Annotated in this window: 20 protein-coding genes, 1 tRNA gene and 1 pseudogene; all 22 read right to left on the bottom strand. The window is 48.9% G+C overall.

Annotated features, from left to right (window positions below):
* Positions 1–285 precede the first annotated feature (285 nt).
* On the bottom strand, positions 286–990 hold the full coding sequence (locus tag U5R06_15090; GenBank protein MDZ7724086.1) for a translocation/assembly module TamB domain-containing protein: 705 nt from the start codon (positions 988–990) through the stop codon (positions 286–288).
* Positions 987–1976, bottom strand: coding sequence for a translocation/assembly module TamB domain-containing protein (locus U5R06_15085; protein MDZ7724085.1), 990 nt, complete (start codon positions 1974–1976; stop codon positions 987–989). The genes U5R06_15090 and U5R06_15085 overlap by 4 nt, the downstream gene beginning before the upstream one ends.
* Positions 1973–3091 (bottom strand): hypothetical protein, encoded by a 1119-nt coding sequence (locus U5R06_15080; protein ID MDZ7724084.1) that lies wholly within the window; start codon positions 3089–3091, stop codon positions 1973–1975. Before U5R06_15080 ends, U5R06_15085 begins: the two co-directional genes overlap by 4 nt.
* Complete coding sequence (locus U5R06_15075) at positions 3069–4031, bottom strand: AsmA family protein (GenBank protein ID MDZ7724083.1); 963 nt, start codon at positions 4029–4031, stop codon at positions 3069–3071. Before U5R06_15075 ends, U5R06_15080 begins: the two co-directional genes overlap by 23 nt.
* Position 4032: 1 nt before the next feature.
* Positions 4033–5793, bottom strand: a complete 1761-nt coding sequence (locus tag U5R06_15070; GenBank protein MDZ7724082.1) for a BamA/TamA family outer membrane protein — start codon at positions 5791–5793, stop codon at positions 4033–4035.
* Between the two features lie 290 nt (positions 5794–6083).
* Positions 6084–6677, bottom strand: a complete 594-nt coding sequence (locus tag U5R06_15065; protein MDZ7724081.1) for a nitroreductase family protein — start codon at positions 6675–6677, stop codon at positions 6084–6086.
* Between the two features lie 18 nt (positions 6678–6695).
* Positions 6696–7430, bottom strand: coding sequence for a hypothetical protein (locus U5R06_15060; GenBank protein MDZ7724080.1), 735 nt, complete (start codon positions 7428–7430; stop codon positions 6696–6698).
* A gap of 209 nt (positions 7431–7639) precedes the next feature.
* Positions 7640–8515 carry a BCCT family transporter gene (locus U5R06_15055; GenBank protein MDZ7724079.1) on the bottom strand — a complete coding sequence of 292 codons (876 nt, stop codon included), beginning with the start codon at positions 8513–8515 and terminating at the stop codon, positions 7640–7642.
* 215 nt (positions 8516–8730) lie between these two features.
* Positions 8731–9096, bottom strand: a pseudogene (locus tag U5R06_15050) (BCCT family transporter).
* A gap of 68 nt (positions 9097–9164) precedes the next feature.
* Entirely contained in the window at positions 9165–9968 is an 804-nt protein-coding gene (locus U5R06_15045) for a universal stress protein (GenBank protein MDZ7724078.1), read from the bottom strand.
* A gap of 46 nt (positions 9969–10014) precedes the next feature.
* A tRNA-Arg gene (locus U5R06_15040) sits at positions 10015–10089 on the bottom strand.
* Between the two features lie 1362 nt (positions 10090–11451).
* Entirely contained in the window at positions 11452–11643 is a 192-nt protein-coding gene (locus tag U5R06_15035; GenBank protein ID MDZ7724077.1) for a type II toxin-antitoxin system HicB family antitoxin, read from the bottom strand.
* A gap of 315 nt (positions 11644–11958) precedes the next feature.
* Complete coding sequence (locus U5R06_15030; GenBank protein ID MDZ7724076.1) at positions 11959–12294, bottom strand: HepT-like ribonuclease domain-containing protein; 336 nt, start codon at positions 12292–12294, stop codon at positions 11959–11961.
* Positions 12287–12586, bottom strand: coding sequence for a nucleotidyltransferase family protein (locus tag U5R06_15025; GenBank protein MDZ7724075.1), 300 nt, complete (start codon positions 12584–12586; stop codon positions 12287–12289). The genes U5R06_15030 and U5R06_15025 overlap by 8 nt, the downstream gene beginning before the upstream one ends.
* A gap of 361 nt (positions 12587–12947) precedes the next feature.
* Positions 12948–13793, bottom strand: coding sequence for a hypothetical protein (locus U5R06_15020; GenBank protein MDZ7724074.1), 846 nt, complete (start codon positions 13791–13793; stop codon positions 12948–12950).
* Between the two features lie 341 nt (positions 13794–14134).
* Positions 14135–14401, bottom strand: a complete 267-nt coding sequence (locus tag U5R06_15015) for a Txe/YoeB family addiction module toxin (protein ID MDZ7724073.1) — start codon at positions 14399–14401, stop codon at positions 14135–14137.
* Entirely contained in the window at positions 14395–14637 is a 243-nt protein-coding gene (locus tag U5R06_15010) for a type II toxin-antitoxin system Phd/YefM family antitoxin (GenBank protein ID MDZ7724072.1), read from the bottom strand. The genes U5R06_15015 and U5R06_15010 overlap by 7 nt, the downstream gene beginning before the upstream one ends.
* Positions 14638–14883: 246 nt before the next feature.
* Positions 14884–15075, bottom strand: a complete 192-nt coding sequence (locus U5R06_15005) for a type II toxin-antitoxin system HicB family antitoxin (GenBank protein MDZ7724071.1) — start codon at positions 15073–15075, stop codon at positions 14884–14886.
* 365 nt (positions 15076–15440) lie between these two features.
* A complete protein-coding gene (locus tag U5R06_15000; GenBank protein MDZ7724070.1) occupies positions 15441–15683 on the bottom strand; it encodes a hypothetical protein in 243 nt (80 codons plus the stop codon).
* Positions 15684–16333: 650 nt separating this feature from the next.
* The gene (locus U5R06_14995) at positions 16334–16582 is read right to left on the bottom strand and encodes a DUF433 domain-containing protein (GenBank protein MDZ7724069.1); all 249 of its coding nucleotides are present in this window, start codon (positions 16580–16582) and stop codon (positions 16334–16336) included.
* Between the two features lie 215 nt (positions 16583–16797).
* Entirely contained in the window at positions 16798–17058 is a 261-nt protein-coding gene (locus tag U5R06_14990) for a hypothetical protein (protein MDZ7724068.1), read from the bottom strand.
* A gap of 382 nt (positions 17059–17440) precedes the next feature.
* The gene (locus tag U5R06_14985) at positions 17441–17620 is read right to left on the bottom strand and encodes a hypothetical protein (protein ID MDZ7724067.1); all 180 of its coding nucleotides are present in this window, start codon (positions 17618–17620) and stop codon (positions 17441–17443) included.
* Between the last annotated feature and the right edge of the window lie 216 nt (positions 17621–17836).

Here is a 17836-nt window from a genome sequence, read left to right as displayed (position 1 = left end):
TCGCACCACTCGCGCAATCCCATCCCGCATCACCGGCACATTGAAATTCAACAACAGGCTTGATTTCGTCCGGGTTTGCTGTAAATAGGTGAATACCTGTTTTTTGTAAACAGGATGCAGCCGTTCACAGGATTTGACATCCTTTTAATGAATAAAAACAGGCAACAAAAAATATATTCGGATTTTCTTTAGCCCTCTGCGGCTTCGCCTCTCCGTGTGCGCGGCATTTTTGATAATCGATTCATGAAAATTAGAGATACGATCTCGCAAACGCGTCAGGAACAATCAGAATTTGATAATGATATCAAACCCCGTGGTTTGCGGATCGCCTTTGACGGCCTGCAGAAACAGGTGCCGGTTGATCTCGTATTCCAAAAACAGCTCCTGGGGGATGGTTTCTTTGCTGCTGCCGAATGACAGCTCGCGCTCGTACCTCAAAAACAGATCGTTGGTCAGATACTTGCCAACGGTCAGGGCTGTGTTGCGCCAGTTGGCATCGCCGCTGATGCGGATGAGATCGAGGTTCAATTTGTCCTGGGCGATACGGGAGACCTGTTGGGTCAGCTGACCGGACAACAGCCGGGTCATGGCTGCGGTGCCGGTTTGGCTTGAGGATTGAGAGACCTGCTGGCGTTCGCCGTGAGAGAGCTGCGCCCCCGAACGTCCGAACAGCAGATAGGACAATCCGTCGGTTTCGCTGATGGGTTTGTCGTTCAGACGAAACTGGATTTCCGGAAAAGACAGTGTTCCGGTGATCAGCAGATTCAGGGTCTGTTTTTCTTTTTCGATATCGCGGAATTTGTATTGGGCATCCAGATCCAGCTCGGGATTAAGGGTTTCTCCGCCGCGGAATGTCAGCGTTCCAGAATTCAGGTTGAAGCGTTTGCCAAACAGATTGTAAAATCCGCGGACGGTCTGAACCGTACCGAACAGCTCGAACATTTTTCCTTCTTTGATCAGATTAAGATTGCCGGTGATTTCTATGTTCATGTCCGCGCTTCGGATCCAGGTGTTGCGGTGATGCTGATCCGCGTTTGACCGCGCAGAGACTGCAGAAAGAGCGGCTGGCGCGTCCGGCTTGCGGCGCCCGGCGATTCTTGCGGCTCGGATGTCTGCACCAACAACGGATCGGGCCGGGTTTGCACAGCCTTGTGTTTCTGAAGAATTAGTCTGCCTTTGCGCACCCCCAGCGTACCGGAAAACCGCGGGGCGTCCGGAGTGCCTTCCACGATCAGGTCTGAATCCAACGTCAGGTCCATGTCGCTGCCGCGTGACACACTGAACTGCTCCGACTGCGTCCGGAAATAAAACGAACGCACCGGCTGCGCACGGTCACCCAGAGCGACTCTACCGTTCAGGTTTAGTTTTCCGGTGGGAGATTGTATGTGCAGGCGCTGCAGAGTAAGAACAGAATCAACAACTGCATTGAGCTGTATGTTTTTCAGGGGGGTGTTCAATGAAACCAAACCAAGCTTTCCGTTTTCGATTTGTATTCGGCCGTTCCATTCCCCGGGTGTCATTAAATCATCGGATTCAAGATCGATCTGCAGGGCGCCGCTTGCGTTTTGAATTGCAGGCACGAACGGCTGCAGCAGGTTGAGCTGCGCCGATTGTGAGGACAGGGAAAAACGGATGTTCGGGTGTTGCAGCGGCTGGAACGTGTCCGCCCGAAACAGGGAATCGGTGCGGGCGTTGAATACAAGCGCCGATGCCTGATCCATTCTGAGCCGCAGGTTCAGATCAGTGCGTCCGTCGCGATGCGTCAGATCCCCGTCGAGCTCACCAAGCGGTTGGTTGTTCAGATGCAAATCCGTGACCGAACAGCGGGCGCTCAGGTCATAGTCGTGCTGGGCGGCGGACAGATTTAGGGAAAGATTGACATGACCGGAGGGCTGCAGCGGGATCGAGTCGGAGAACGGCGCCACATCGAACTGTTCCGCAACTAACTGTAGCTGCCGCGTTCCGCATTTCTTCAAATGCCATGCAGCCTGATTTTCTGTCCGTCGGATGTGAGCAACAGGCTGTCCACCGCAGCCCTTTGCGTGTTCCAGGAGGCAGAAAGGGGGGCGGGATTGGACCAGGTTCGGCCGCGATTCACAAAAACGAGTTGCGAAACGTTCAGATGATACAGGCTGTCCATGACGAACGTGGACTGCAGCTGCAGCCGGTTGGTGTCCTGATACGACAGCTGCAGCTGCGATGCCAGACTGTCATGGCGCAACTGACCGCTGAACCGCACATCCGAAACAGTCATACCGGAAACGCCTGCTTTTCTGATGCCGAGATCAAAGTCGGCATCCGGCTGCGGGCCCAGCCGGCCCGAGACCCTGCCGCCGAGCGAATCGATGCTTGTGTTATAAAGTTCGGCATTTAGCTGCAGATCCGCATTCAGCGCCAGCGCCTGCCAGGGCCCGGACAGGTTCCCCCGGATGCGTCCGTTGATGTGAGTGGATGTGTCCGCAAACGCGAACGGAAGTTGGCGAATCTCCCGGGGACGCAGGGTGAATTCAGCTTGTGACAGACTGTCCGGTGTTCCGGCAGCCTCGGCCTCTAATGCAAGCGCCGGAGACCGGACTGACAGCCGGGGGACGGTTATGGTTCCGTCGCGCAACTTCAGGTCTGCCAAAATTGTATCCACGGGTGTGTTGTAAATAATGGACGAATCAATGAACACACTGGCGTCGAGTATCAGGTGCTGCAGATTGCCGAGCTGACCGCTGGCGCGCAATTCTCCGGTAATATCGGACTGCAGGCTGTCCTGCAGAACGAATCCCGGATTTACATGTTTTAGGCGCAGCGCGGCATCGAACGGCGCGCCGGTGAACGGCCGGCCCAGTGATACATCCGCATCCAGTCGACCCGAAGGCCCATCACCCCAGACCCGGATGCGGCCTGAAGCCGGTGTCAGTCCGGCGTGTACATTCAGGGTGTCCAGACGCCACTGATCCCAGCCCGGCATCCGCAGCTGCAAGCGCGCCTCGGCATTCAGGGTGTCCGGGTGCACGCCGGCGCCCTGCAGGCGCAGCCGGCCGCTGAGCGGATGCAGATCGGACAGATCCGGCGACCAGTCACCGATCCGCAGGCTGTTCAAATGCTGCGTCAAGACGGTAATCAGAGGATAGATCCGGTGAAGGAAACCCGTTGACCTGCAGCGTCTGTTCCTCATAGCTGGCGTTCAGGTGTATGCGCGCGGAATCCGGGCGCCCCGAGGCCTGCAGATGAATGACCGGGGTGAATGCCGGCACCGGCGGCCGGAGATTGAGAAACGCCAGTTCGGTAACGTTCACCCGCGCTATCAAGCGGGCGGCAAAGCTCAGAGGCTGGCCGCTGACTAGCAGAACATCTCCGGCGATGCCGCCGGCCGGTGTTTTCAGGTCAAGATCGCTGACCCGCAGGCTGTCCTGTGTTTGCCGCAGTCTGAAATTTAAACTCTGCACATCCGGGTACGGCTGCGGTGAGTGAAATCCGAGGTGCCGCAGATGCACCTCCGTACCGCGGCGGGTCTGCGCAAGAGAGGCCCGCACATGAATATCAGACGCTTGCCAAACGCTGTCAATGCTGTTGTGATTGATCGTCAGCCGGCCGTTGCGTATGTCGGTTTCGTCCACAATCACAGACCAGCGGGACGCGGATTGTTGCGGCCCGGACGATTCAGGCAGTAAATCTGTAATATTCCAGCGGCCGTCGGCGGTTTGGTTCAGATTCACAACCGGCTGTCTTAGGGCGACGAGCTGCAGGCTGATCCGCTGCCGCAGCAGGGGAGCGAGTTTGAAACGGATTTGCAGTTCGGAACAGCGGAGCAGGGTGTCGTCCGTTGTGATATGAATATCGACCAGCGTAAATGACTGAAACAGATTGCCCTCGATGCGGCCCAGACTCAGTTCGCCGTTCATCGACTGGTTTACCTGCCGGATCAGCTGCTTGCGCAGCATGTTTTTAAACAGCGCGGTCTGACTAAATGCGCCCAGCAGCATGATTAACACCACACCGCTCCCCAGAGTATAAAGTATGATTTTAAGCAATCGTTTCATATTAAAAAGAGTGTCCCACACTAAAATGAATTTGCACACCGGTTTTGCCGTGATTCAGAGGAGCGCCCGCATCGATGCGCACCGGACCGATGGGCGTGCGCAGCCGCAGACCGGCGCCGGCTGCCATACCCGGATTGTCGATATGGATGAAAAACGTTTTTTGCCAGACATTGCCGACATCGTAAAACAGGACACCGGACAGCCGTTTGTACAGCGGAAAGCGCAGTTCCAGGCTGGTTTCCAGACGGCTCTTGCCGCCGATGGGTTTGCCGTCGCGGTTCTTGGGTCCCAGATCGGCGCGGGCCCAGCCGCGCACGGAATAACTGCCGCCAGCGAAAAACCGTTCCTCGATCGGTGTCGCTTGATCATCCTGCAGCGGCTGCATGAATCCGTATTTGAGTTTGACCGCTGTGACCAGAGTCGGCGTCAGGCTAAAATAGCGTCGCAGTTCCATGTCCAGTTTCAGGTAATGGTAAGTGCTTTTAAAACCGGACCAGTCCAGATTAACGCCCGCCAGCATGCCGGTTGACGGCGACAATGCCGGTCTGGAATCATCATACACGGCGTGCAGCCGGGTGATGGATTTGTTGTAAAAATCAAGCGTGTCCAGAGTGATCTCCCGGGTGGCCTGACTTGTGCTGAGCAGCACCTGTTCCAGGGTGTGGTTGACGGCCGTGGTCAAATGCTGATTCCAGATTTGGTGATAAGAGGCCCGTCCGCCGTAACGCTGCGCCGTGTAGGCGGGTTCTTTTTCCCGGCGTAAAAAGGAACTGAGCGTCAGACTGCCCTGGGGGTGCAGCACGGCCGGACGATGCCAGCGCAAATCCGCCTGATACGGGGTTAACGCCGAACGTTTGACGAAAAACGTGGATTGACTGGTGGGGAAAAACAAACCGGTCTTTTCAAGGCGGGCAAAGGCGCGGAACTGGTCCTCCCGACCGTATCCGAATCCCAGTTTCGTGGACATGCGGTCCGATTCCTTGACGCTCACATCCACCTTAATCCGGTGCTCAAGCGTGTCTGGCAGCGGCGCTTTGACGGTGACATATTGAAACACACCCAGATTGTAGATGCGTCTCTGGCTTTTCTGCAGTTGTTTTTCGCTATAGGTCTGGCCCGGTTCTAACACAATCTGATTGCGGATGATGTCGGCCGGAATGTGCTCGTTTCCGTCAATCCGGATGCGGCTGAATTGACAGGACGGTCCGGGTACCGTATTGTAGATAATATTGACGCGGGCGCTGTCCGGATAGAGATCAAATTCGGGCTGAATGGACGCATAGGCATAGCTGTGATTGTTCAACCAGGTGATCAGCGTGTTGCGGTCGGCTTTCAGCAGCTCGTCCTGAAACCGGTCGCCCCGGCGCAGATTGAGCCCGGATTTCTTTTGATTCAAGCGTGTATAAAGTGTGCTGTCCGCCGAATCCGGCAGTTTAAAATGCACCTGATCCACACGCACCGGCGGACCTTCCTGAATGATGAATGTAATATCGATCCAGTTGCCGGCCTCGTCCCGGGACAACCGGGGTTCAATGGTGGTTTTGAGAAACCCGGATGACTGGTACAGCCTGCGGAGTCGGGCGATATCCTGCTGCAGCAGATGTTCGCTGTAGCGCTGCGGAGCAGGACCGAACGGCAGCCGGTCCAGGATACTGTGATCCTGCAGCACCATCGCTTTTTTCAGCGTGCTGTTTTTGATCACCCGGACCCCGCGGAATGTTACATCTCTGACCCTGTACTGGCCGTACAGGGTTGTTGACATAAACAAGACCGGGCAGCAGCAGAACAGCAATATGTTCAGGATGAATTTACGGTTTGTTTTCAATAGTCTGAGTGAGTCTGAGTGTTTGCATTTTTATTCATAAACAACAAAGCGGACAAACGAATTCCGGGATAAATCAGGTTGGTTAACCCGAGTGCCTGCAAGATTTGTGAATGGGTAAAACAGGTGTATCCCGTTGAACGGGCTTTTCTATCCATCCCCCCGATCCGGGGCTGAATCCGGTTGATCCTGCTGATCCGGTTCATCCTGTCCAAACTCATTTGCAATCGTTACAGCGCCTTGACCACATTGTCCAGCGGTTTTTTGCGCGGTCCCTTTGTGGTTTTCGCCGGATAGCCCACCGGCACTACGGCCATAAATTCCCCGGCCGGTTCGTTCAGATAGCGCAGCACCTTGTCCTTGATCAGATAGAGAATGCCCAGCCACACCGTCCCCAGTCCCAGCGACGTGGCGGCGAGCAGCATGTTTTCCACCGCCGCGGCCGAGCTCTGGATTTCCATGGTGCGGAAAAAGTCCAGGCCTGACGCCGCATCGACTTTGAACAGCTCGGCGCCGCGCTGCACCAGTTCGCCGGTGTTGGCCACGGCGATCACGGTCGGCGCGCTCTGGATGCTGCGGCCGGCCATGCGCAGCAGTGAATGGGAGGGACGGTCGAACGATTTCGACGCCTCGGACACCAGGTCCGCCAGTCCCTGCTTTTTATCGCCTTCAATGATGATGAATTTCCAGGACTGCTGATTGTGCGCCGACGGCGCCTGATTGGCGGCATTCAGGATGGTCTGAATATCCTGCTGCGGCACCGGTTTGTCCTGAAACCGACGCACACTGTGGCGCGCATAGATGGTGTCTAATGTATCTGTCATGTCTCCTCCTGATAAATTTCAATGAACCGGCTGACGTTTTTCACGGTTTGTTGATTCGCGCACAATCAGTAAAAAGGCGGTCAGCACCAGCGGGATCATTTCATTGAAAATGCGCAGTTCATAGATATTGCCCACGTACAGCATGCCGATGGCGTAAATCACGACAACAAACAGGGAGCGCCGGATAAACACATCCGGTATGCGTTTGAAATAAACCAGCAGCGGCAGCCAGAGAAACCCGAACAGACTCGCAGTGCGCAAAAGATGTTCCGGGTCACTCAGATATACGATATTCGCGCGTAATTTCTCTTCGAAAAAGACGGTCTGTGCGCCGCTGTCCGGGTAGAGTCGATAAAGAATATATTTGATGCCCAGCCAAAGCAGCAGACTAACCGCCGGATGCAGCAGCAGGCTGCGCCATGTTTCCCGGCCAAAGAATGCATAAAAATAAAGAAACGGCAAAAAGCAGGTGGTCTCTTTGTTGAATGTACCGATGATAAAAACGGCGTAATACAGAACCCAGTGTCTGCGGTACACGGCAATCAGGCCCAGCAGAAAGAACAGCATCGTGGTCATGTCCCAGGCATACCACAACGGCAGCTTGCGCGCCAGCAGGTTGTGAAAGATCAATATATAAAAGATGCTCAGCGCCAGAACATTCAACAGCCGGCGGTTTTCAAAAAACAGGGAGAGAAAATAGCGGTAGAGCAGAATGGTGGCATACAGGAAACCGGTGTTGAGAATGAAAAGCATCGAGACCGGTTTGACGCCGGTCCAGCCGACAGCAACTGCAGGACCCAGGGAACAAACATGCGGTACTGGAACGGTTTCATCGCAGTGCCCTTGAGCAATTTTTCAAGCGGACACAGTTTGCAGGTGCTGTTCATATCCTCCACCAGAATGATAAGAGTAGAGGCTTAAAAGGCCAGTCAACAGATAAAAGACCGTTTCCCGGGCTGAGGTTAGTTTTCAGCGCTTGATTCATCAGAGACAAAGAGTTTGTGCCGTTCATACAGGCGTTCATATCGAAAGGCGCGCCACAGGCTGAGGCAGATGAACAGCATGATCAGCATCAACGGCAGCGCGGCGGCGATGGCCATTTTCTGCAGCGCCGCCAGTCCCCCGGCCAGCAGCAGCACACAGGCGGCCGCGGACTGGATGACGCCCCAAATCAGTTTTTTGCCAGGGGCGGATTCAGGGAGCCGTTCGCAGGTCATCATGGCCAGGACAAAGGTGGCGGAATCCGCAGAGGTAATGAAAAACACGCCGAGCAGCAGCACCGCCAGAATGGTCAAACCGAGTCCGACCGGATACTCGGCGAACAATTTAAACAGCACAATCGAGACATCCCGGTCCAGGGCCGCGGTGAGATCGGCGCCGCCGTTCATTTGCATATCCAGCGCCGAACCGCCGAACACGGCAAACCAGACAAAGGTGAGCAGCGCCGGCGCCAGCAGCACGCCGAATACAAATTCGCGGATCGTGCGGCCGCGGGAAATGCTGGCCACAAACAGTCCCACAAACGGCGCCCAGGCAATCCACCAGGCCCAGTAGAACAGGGTCCAGGCTTTGCTCCATTCGTATCCCTGGAACGGGTGCATGTCAAAACTCAGGGACACCAGTGAGGAAAAGTACTGACCGATGCTGCTGGTGAGGGTGTTGAGAATAAACGACGTGGGCCCGGCGATAAACATGAATCCCAGCAATAAGAGCATGATGACAATATTGGTTTTGCTCAGAATCTGAATGCCCTTGTTGAGTCCGGTGGCGCTGGAGATCATGAAAAACACGGTCACCGCGCCGATGATGATCAGGGTGATGCTGCGCGCATCGGACAATCCGAACGCCTCGGACAGACCGGAATGGAATCCGCATGGCGCCCAGACCCAGGGACGTGGAAATGCCGAACACCGTGGCAAACACGGCGAGAATATCCAGCAGCTTGCCCGGGGCGTTGTAAATGCGGTTGCCCAGCAGCGGATAAAAACAGCTGGCAAATCAGCGGCGGCATACCGCGGCGAAAGGAAAAATAGGCGATGCCCAGACTCATGACAATATAAATCGCCCAGGGATGCAGACCCCAGTGAAAGAACGTATGCAGCATGGCAAAGCGCGCCGCCTGTCCGGAGGATTGCGTTAAATAGGACGGAGGATTGGCAAAATGGCTCAGGGGTTCGGCGACGCCCCAAAAGATGAGTCCGATGCCCATGCCGGCGGCAAACAGCATGCTGAACCAGCCGAAGTAGCTGAACACCGGCTTTTCATCGTCGCGGCCCAGTTTCATAGACCCGTACGGTCCCAGCGCCAGGATCAGCGCAAACAGCAGAAAAAAGAACGCGGCCAGCATATAGGCCCAGCCGAAATTGTCGATGATCCAGGTGTGCACGGCGGAAGAGACGCGGCTCAGTTGATCCGGCATGAGCGCGCCGAACACCACAATGATCAGGGTCATCAAGAGCGACAGGATAAACACCGGGCGTCCGGATTTCATACGACACCTCCGGCGGGCGGCAGAATCAGTATGGAGCAGCGCGAACGGTGCGCCACCTGTTCGGCGGTGGACCCGAGCATCTTGAGCAGCGGCGAGGCGGCTTCGTGTTTGCCCAGGATGATCATGTCCGCGCTTTCCGCTTTCGCATGCTGCAGAATACGGCGGGAGGGACGTCCCACTGCCGAAATGGTTTTGACCTGATGAAACGCGGACTGGCACTGCTGTTGCAGATCGTTCAGCTGGTCCTGTACCTGCTGTTCGCGCTCGGCTTCGGCGCGCGGATCCGGGGCGCGCGTGCCCACATGCAGCAGAATCAGGGACCCGGCTTTGAGATTGCGGCTGGTCAATCGGGAGCTATCGTCCTGTTTCAGGGTGGTGGCGTAAAGTATTGCGGACAGGGATTTGTGACCAGAGTCGCCGGATTTTTTGTATACAAACACCGGCAACGGACTCTGACGCACCACATCCTGGGTGGTGCTGCCCAGCAGCAGCCGCTGGATCGGCGCTTTGCGCTTCCAGGAAAAGCAGATAGAGTTCATGCCGTGAGTTTCCGCCGTGTGAATAATAGTCCGGGCGTCAGCGCCCGGGGCGTGATGAATGTCGGTGTGAAACGGATACGACTCGAGCAGCTTTTGGTAGGACTGCAGTCGGGCGCGCACGCGGGCGCCCTTGCCGCTGCCGCTGTCGGCGTGGAACAACAGCACCTCCCGGGCGCTGAACCGGCTCAAAATATCCGCGAGTCGGGTGACCTGAAGTCTGGATTCATTGAGACCAAGTGGAAACAATACTTTATCAAACATGCTGTCTCCAAGTTATTCGGGGGAGTATCCGGTCTTTGCGTTCAAGTACCCCTGGCGTGACTCGAACACGCGACACGTGGTTTAGGAAACCACTGCTCTATCCTGACTGAGCTACAGGGGCATAATTTATAATATAATAGTTTTCAGACTGTTTTGCAAATAAAAGAAGACCGGGAAATGGTGAACCGGGAGGGGGGATTTGTGAATATCCGGAGCTTGTAATCCTGCTCTGAATTGAGTCTTGAACCCTGCACGAGGCGCGAGAGGCTGCAGAGGAAAAGTGCAATAAAATAATTTTTTTCCGGGTATGACCCTGTTTATACCCGCCCCGGAAACCATTGTATGCTCTCGTATTTCATGTTTTTAGCAACGAACAAAAACGAACGAGACGAACGGTTGTACGGCGTGGATTGATTGATGCGGTGATCTTGGTTTTTTTGTGTGTTTCGCGAGCCTGTTTTTGAATTTTCATTAATGAACTGGGTTTCAAACGGTCATGTTATTTTCAAATTGCAGCGTCTCATATTGCGTCCCCAGAGGGACGCAAATATATCGGCACTCTATGTCTATAGATATATCGTCCCTGACGGGACTGGGTATGCCTGCGCCGCATAAGAATAGAATATTTGCAATTTCGATTATTGATGAAATAGTTCGTATAGTTTCGTGTTGTTCGTTGCCTGTTTTCTGAGCAACGAACAAAAACGAACGAGACGAACGAGGTGAATTGATTGATGCGGTGATCTTGTTTTTTTGTGTGTTTCGCGGGCCTGTTTTGAATTTTTATTAAAAAGAACAGGTTTTCAAACGGTCATGTTATTTTCAAATTGCAGCGTCTCATATCGCGTCCCCAGAGGGACGAGACATATCGGCACTCTATGTCTATACATATATCGTCCCTGACGGGACTGGGTATGCCTGCGCCGCATAAGAATAGAATATTTGCAATTTCGATTATTGATGAAATAGTTCGTTTTGCTTCGTGTCGTTCGTTGCTTTTTCTAGTTGAGCAACGAACAAAAAAGAACAAGACGAACGGTTGTACGGCGTGGATTTATTGATGCGGTGATCTTGGTTTTTTTGTGTGTTTCGCGGGCCTGTTTTGAATTTTTATTAAAGAACAGGTTTTCAAACGGTCATGTCATTTTCAAATCGCAGCGTCTGCATCGCGTCCCCAAAGGGACGCACATTTATCGGATTTATATGGCTATAGCAGATATCGTCCCTGACGGGACTGGATAAATGCCGATAGTAGTGAATCAATGCGATAGCAGGCTGATTGTCCCGTTAGGGACAGGATGTCTATAGAAAGATTAAAAGCATTGTTTCCGTCCCATCGGGACGGCATATGCCGGAGCTGCATATGAAGAGATTATGTATATTTTATAATATTAATGAAATCGTTCGTTTCGTTTGTGTCGTTCGCTGCCTGTTATTTCAAGCAACGAACTTATTTTTTACTGCTCTTTATATTGCTTACGCTTCATACCGCAATTGATTTTTCCTGGTGATCTTTTGGGACGTCATCCATAATCATCATATGGTAGGCATCTTTTATATTTTCTTCCAGTTCCTCAAGTGTTTCGCCCTGGGTCATAATTTCCGGATATTCCTTCAGTTTCCCAAGCCAAAACTGCTCACTTTTCCAATAAATCATCGTTAATTGATTATTCATAAGGCTCAACCTCCATTTTTCTAAAGATAATGTAGATTGAAGCAAAAGTCAAGAATTTTGAATACTCACTGTTTTGCCCCTGACATCCAGATTTCTAAAATGATTCGCAATTGACTTTTTATGATTTCTCCGGTTTTTCTTAAACTTATTTTTTCTACTTTCTTTTTTTTTGCCCCTTGAACCTGTGTAATAGATTATTCATTTTGTTGGCTGCTAATCATTATTGAGCAACGAACTGAAAACCAGATTTTTCTTTTTATTTACTGCTTTCCCATAACCCTTAAAACTTGCCTTTTGTTGCCCCTTAAAACGTTGTTATTTAATAATTGCCTTGAGTTCATTACGAAATTTCGGTAAATATATATTAATAATTTCCCATACTTCTTCTGCATCAATTCCAAAATAATTGTGTGCAATAATATTTCGAAATCCCCTGATTTTTTGCCATTCTATGTGATTGTGTTTCTCGATAAATTCATCTGAAAGTCTGGCAACCATTTCACCCACGACCATAAAATTCATCATTGCGGCATCAAAGTCTCTCTGATTTTCATAAAATTCATCGGCACTGGAATAATGTCCTGAATAGCTGAATATTTTCTGAATTGCTTCTAAAATAGACAAAATATTTATTTTGTCTTTTTCAGACATATATGGCCTCTTTCTGGATATAATTCTTTATATACGGTTTGATATATTTTTCCCGGCATAGATCAACATTGCGGTGAAAACGGGATTGAAGAAAAGATTTCAAATCTGTCTTTTTTTCATAGATATTTCGAGTTCCCGGTTCAAATTCGAGAATAATATCAATGTCGCTTTTATCATCCTCCTCATTGCGGGCAAAGGAACCGAATATGCCAATTTTTGAAATATTATAATTTTTCTCAAGTACAGGATATTGTTCCCTCAAAAAATCAATGATTTCTTTTTGATCAAGCATGGTACGGCCTTTATCTTTTAAGGTATCAAAATTTCTTTCCCCTTAATTTAACATATTTTAGGATTGTAACAATGAGAAAAATAGATATGATCCGGATGTTTGATTTAAATTATTGCCTGTATCGTCCTAAAAACGTTGACAGTGTTTTTCTGCCATTTTCAACTTGCTGCTTTTTCTTGCCCATTGAAACAGATTTATATTATTCGTTTCTTTCCTCGCGTTCGTTGCTGATTGTTTTTGAGCAGCGAACAAAAACGAACGAGATGAACTCAAAATCAGATTTTTCTTAACGCTTGAAACTTTTTTCTACTTTCTGTCCTTAACACTTAAAACTTGCTTACTTAAAACGCTTTTATTTGTCTTACAACCGGCCTCCCCTGACAAGATTCTTAAACTCTTTCCGATACTCATCTTTTCGACGAAAATCCACATACCGGTCCAGAATTTCCTTTAACAGAAATTCGGCGCGTTCCCGGTCGGGGTCCGACAGGCCCTGCAGGATGCGGGCATACGCGGCGGCGCCGCCCGGCACCAGTTCGTCGAGAGTCGCGGTGCGGCGCTGCTGCGCCTTGAGACCGCCTCTCAGGTTCGCGGCAATCGATTCAAGCCGCGAGTGGGAAAATTCGGTTCTGTCGATTTCCAGGTCAATGGCCTGCAGCAGACGCTTCTGTCCGTAGATCTGCGCCGCGCGCAGGAATTCCTGTTCGGTGTCAAATCCCTCGCTCAGATAGCGCAGCGCTTCCCGCCGCCGGTCCGCGAGCAGCGCCGCATGCTTTTTCTGACGAGCGCTGTCGACGCGATCGGAATGCACATGCATGTGTTTTTTCATTTTGTAGCGTGTCCCCCAGACCGCGGCCAGCAGCAGCGATACCACCACAGATGCAATGATGAGCAGCAGCTTGATCCAGAAGGAAAAGCGGAGGGGGATAAAGAACAGCGCCAGCAGACACACGAGTCCGATCACCAGCAGCCGGTTGCCCGCTCGTTCGCGCTCGTCATAATGTATTGTGGCCTCGCTCCGATTCAATGCGCGTCCGCGGAAAAACCGCGCCGGTCCCTTGACCGTGTGCTCGCTGGAGGTGACAAATCCCCAGCCGGCGGCAAAACAGTACAGGAACAGCAGGTCCATGACGATGAACAGGGTGTCGAAGGGATTTGAAGTGATCCATTGATAGAGGGTTGAGGCGGTTCCGGTAATCGTTTCCATGTCAAGGGTCTCCTGGGTTTGGGTGTTTGCGTGAGAGTAAAGATACGGGAATTTTGCGGGAGTTTCAAGGGGGGGGACGTTTTTATAAATAGAAAATGTCAACTTTGCAGAATTTCAGGATCTGATTTCAACCGCAAAGGACGCCGAGAACGCCAAAGATGACTGTTGTGGATTGCCAGGCATCCTTTTATTTCAACTTGGACATGGCGTTTTCAGATACAAGGCTTTCAGGATGTTTGTTTTTCTTTGCGTATCTTTGCGCTCTTGGCGGTTTATCTGAGTTTACCACCTGTATCGTCCTAAAAAAAAGTTGATAGTTTTTGTTTTTTTCTATGTGTTTTCTATTCATAATGTGTCCACATTCTGATAATCTTGACTAATTTTTTATCCTCAATAACCTGATATACAAGACGATGATGAATATTAATGCGCCGTGAAAACGCTCCGGTGAGATCTCCGACCAGCTTTTCAAAGGGAGGCGGGGTTTGAAAAAGATTATGTTCCAACAGCTCTAACAGTTCAACGGCCTTGTCTTTCAGACCTGAGGAACTCAGCTTTTTGGCATCTTTTTGAGCTTGACGGGTGTAGACCCGTTTCCATTTTACCATTCAAGTTCCCCGGAACATTCTTCCGGCGGCGTTTCCAGGCCTTTTTTAATGGACTCTCTCATTCCCGGGACGGATAGCAGATACAATGTTTCCTGTATGGCTTTCCAGTCATCCTCGGCCAGGAGCACGGCGTTCGATCGTTTGCCGGTAATCTGAATGGGTTCATGAATATTGGCGGTTTCATCAATGAGCTTGAATAAATTTGATCTGGCTTTTGTGATACTGATGGTCTTCATGATTCACTCCTCAATATAACGTACGCTAAAATGTACGTTATGATTATTGAAAAGTCAATCAAAATTTTGAATTCCAAACATATTTCACGGTCCGCGAATCCCCGGTTTTTCTTAAAACTTTTTTTACTTTCTTTTTACTTCTTACTATTTCCTGTTTTCCCTTAACACTTAAAACTTGACCCTTATAACTGCTTTCTACCTACTATTTTCTTCTTACTGTTTCCTGCTCTTTATATTGCTTACGCTTCATACCGCAATTGATTTTTCCTGGTGATCTTTTGGGACGTCATCCATAATCATCATATGGTAGGCATCTTTTATATTTTCCTCCAGTTCCTCAAGTGTTTCGCCCTGGGTCATAATTTCCGGATATTCCTTCAGTTTCCCAAGCCAAAACTGCTCACTTTTCCAATAGATCATCGTTAATTGATTATTCATAAGGCCCAACCTCCATTTTTCTAAAGGTAATATAGATTCAAAAGTCAAGAATTTTGAATATTCACAGTTTTGCCCCTGACATCCAGGTTTCTAAAATGACTCGCAATTGACTTTATGATTTCCCCGGTTTTTCTTAGATCTTGTTTTTTCTACTTTCTTTTTACTTCTTACTTCTTACTAATTACTGCTTTCTCTGTCCTTTGAACCAGTTTTTTATTGTTTGTTTCGTTCGTGTCGTTCGTTGCCTGTTTTTTTAAGCAACTAACAAAAACGAACGAGCCGAACTGCAAACAAATGTTTTCTGAAAATCCAGAATAGGGAGCAAGGTTGGTATCACAAAATATAATGGGTATCGACGAGATATCTCATAAATCAAGAATCTCCTCATCGGAAGTTTCAAAATCTTTTGCAATTTTGTAACTTGCCTTTCCTTCCAGAATGCCCAGTTGCCGATATCCTTTTGATTTATACTTTTTATAAGGAATGATTACAGCCAAATTTTCCTGATCCCGGTCACTTTTAATGAGTATGTTCTTTCCATTTTTTACCAAATCAAAAATTTTGAAAACATTGTTTTCAACTTCTTTTTGAGTAAAAGATTTCATCATATACTCCGTATTTATTGATTATTGTATAACAATATATAAAAAACGACTATAAAACAAAAAAGGTTTCTGTGCGCGGAAATGTTTCTACCTGCTTTTTACTATTTACTATTTCCTGCTTTTTTTGCCCCTTGAAACAGGTTTATATTGTTGGTATAGTTCGTGTCGTTCGTTGCCTGTTATTTCAAGCAACGAACAAAAACGAACAAGACGAACTGAAAACCAGATTTTTCTTTTTATTTGCTGTTTTCCCTTAACCCTTAAAACTTGCTTTTTTCTACTTTCTTTTTTACTTCTTACTATTTACTGCTTCTACCGTCCGCGGAAAAACCGCGCCGGTCCCTGGACCGTGTGCTCGCTGGAGGTGACAAATCCCCAACCGGCGGCAAAACCGTACAGGAATAGCAGGTCCATAGCGATGAACAGGGTGTCGAACGGGTGGGCGGTGATTCAGTGGTAAATGTCTACGGCAATTCCGGAAATCGTTTCCATATTGTCATTGGACACTTGAAAGTGTACCACTTGCCCGGTGGGCACTTTATTTTGCTCAGGTGGTACACTTTGAGAAGAATGTTTTTCCACTTCCGGGAATAATTTTGGAGCTGTTGTCTTTTAATTTTTATTAAAGGTATGGCTTCCGGCGATTCTAACTTTTAAGAAAGCTCCTCTTCGAGCGGCATAAATGATGTATTCTCTAATGATTTTGTTGCGAATAACAGGCATGCCTGGATATCATTTACATCTAATCTATCATATTCGTTCAGAATATCCTCAATGGTATCACCATGCGCCAACAGATTGAGGATATGTTCCACTGAAAGTCGGGTACCTTTTATTACCGGTTTCCCAACCAATATTTCAGGATTCATTGTTATTCTTTTTAATAATTGAGTGTCTGTCATAATTTTATCCATTAAAGCTTTTACTTTACAATTCTTATGGGTCTTGGTCATTAGCTTGATGTTGTAATTGCTCAATTGCAATAGATCACGCTGATCCACCCGATCTTTTTGCACGGCTTCAATCCAAACTGCATTTGGTAGGTGTAATGTTTCAAAAATGCTTAAAAGATACAAGCTGTCAAGTTTATTAAGGTGAATTAAAGGTCCTGCATCCACTACGGCTTTTTTTGTTTTTTGAGCGCCCAGGCTAAATCCTCCTGCATCGCTTTATGTTGATGTTCAGCCATTTCAACCCAATCAATCCCTACTCGTTCTACAGCTGTTTCCCGTAAAATTTCTCCTCGCAGATATTGACCCAGAATATGCTCTCGCCGTAATTGGCGTATACCCGTTTGAAAAGCCATAGAGATGACTTCAGATTCAGATTTATTCGTCTCACGGCTTAGTTCTTCAATAAAAGTTAATGTTTCCGTCATAGACTTGCCTTTTGTTATTATCTTTTCAAATAAACCCGTTATATTAATCCCAATTTTTCCCAAATGCCAGTCTCGAAAAAATTGAACTCTAAAAATATACGATATTTAAATTAACTTAAATATATCATTTCCAAATTGCAATACCTTTTCTATTATTTGACTCAATTTCTGATAATAGAAAGAATCTACAATTGTTGCACATGGGCTGATATTCTTTAAAAAAATGTTTGATTTTTACCCATAACATAAAAAAACGTATGAAAATAAAAAAGATTTCTGTCCCCGGAAATATTTATTTACTCGAGTTGGCTGTTATTCATTTAAGCAACAAACAAAACGAACCAGACTGTTTTCTACTTTTTCTTCTTACTATTTACCGCTTTTACCGTCCGCGGAAAAACCGCTCCGGTCCCTTGACCGTGTGCTCGTTGGAGGTGACAAATCCCCAGCCGGCGGCAAAGCCGTACAAGAACAGCAGGTCAAGGGCGATGAACAGGGTGTAAAACGGGTGGGCGGTGATGCATTGAAAAATATCTGCAGCCATCGCGGAAATCGGTTTCATATCGAGGGTCTCCCGGGTTCGGTTGTATAATGGATGAGAATGGACAAAGTTTTCAGACTTTTTCTAAATGATCGATCATTTTAGAGCTAAAATTGCGGCGGGAATTTGAAAAGATAGATAGAAAAATATTGGATGGAATTGGTTTGCGCAATTTAGCTTACCTGCAAATTCGAGGTGATATAAATCAAAATAGATACGAAAGTTTTGAATGAAATA

The organism is candidate division KSB1 bacterium (assembly GCA_034521575.1).
In the GTDB taxonomy this organism is placed as follows: Bacteria; Zhuqueibacterota; Zhuqueibacteria; order Residuimicrobiales; family Krinioviventaceae; genus JAXHMJ01.
Note: the sequence above shows the minus strand (reverse complement) of the source record. Positions and strands in the feature narration are given on the sequence as shown.

Coding starts and splice junctions, on each gene's coding strand:
- U5R06_15060 (MDZ7724080.1), bottom strand. CDS start 7,430: ATGCTTTTCATTCTCAACACCGGTTTCCTGTATGCCACCATTCTGCTC.
- U5R06_15005 (MDZ7724071.1), bottom strand. CDS start 15,075: ATGAATAATCAATTAACGATGATCTATTGGAAAAGTGAGCAGTTTTGG.
- U5R06_15070 (MDZ7724082.1), bottom strand. CDS start 5,793: ATGTCAACAACCCTGTACGGCCAGTACAGGGTCAGAGATGTAACATTC.
- U5R06_15045 (MDZ7724078.1), bottom strand. CDS start 9,968: ATGTTTGATAAAGTATTGTTTCCACTTGGTCTCAATGAATCCAGACTT.
- U5R06_15020 (MDZ7724074.1), bottom strand. CDS start 13,793: ATGGAAACGATTACCGGAACCGCCTCAACCCTCTATCAATGGATCACT.
- U5R06_14985 (MDZ7724067.1), bottom strand. CDS start 17,620: ATGAAACCGATTTCCGCGATGGCTGCAGATATTTTTCAATGCATCACC.
- U5R06_15035 (MDZ7724077.1), bottom strand. CDS start 11,643: ATGAATAATCAATTAACGATGATTTATTGGAAAAGTGAGCAGTTTTGG.
- U5R06_15090 (MDZ7724086.1), bottom strand. CDS start 990: ATGAACATAGAAATCACCGGCAATCTTAATCTGATCAAAGAAGGAAAA.
- U5R06_15075 (MDZ7724083.1), bottom strand. CDS start 4,031: ATGAAACGATTGCTTAAAATCATACTTTATACTCTGGGGAGCGGTGTG.
- U5R06_14990 (MDZ7724068.1), bottom strand. CDS start 17,058: ATGACGGAAACATTAACTTTTATTGAAGAACTAAGCCGTGAGACGAAT.
- U5R06_15000 (MDZ7724070.1), bottom strand. CDS start 15,683: ATGATGAAATCTTTTACTCAAAAAGAAGTTGAAAACAATGTTTTCAAA.
- U5R06_15010 (MDZ7724072.1), bottom strand. CDS start 14,637: ATGAAGACCATCAGTATCACAAAAGCCAGATCAAATTTATTCAAGCTC.
- U5R06_14995 (MDZ7724069.1), bottom strand. CDS start 16,582: ATGACAGACACTCAATTATTAAAAAGAATAACAATGAATCCTGAAATA.
- U5R06_15015 (MDZ7724073.1), bottom strand. CDS start 14,401: ATGGTAAAATGGAAACGGGTCTACACCCGTCAAGCTCAAAAAGATGCC.
- U5R06_15030 (MDZ7724076.1), bottom strand. CDS start 12,294: ATGTCTGAAAAAGACAAAATAAATATTTTGTCTATTTTAGAAGCAATT.
- U5R06_15025 (MDZ7724075.1), bottom strand. CDS start 12,586: ATGCTTGATCAAAAAGAAATCATTGATTTTTTGAGGGAACAATATCCT.
- U5R06_15065 (MDZ7724081.1), bottom strand. CDS start 6,677: ATGACAGATACATTAGACACCATCTATGCGCGCCACAGTGTGCGTCGG.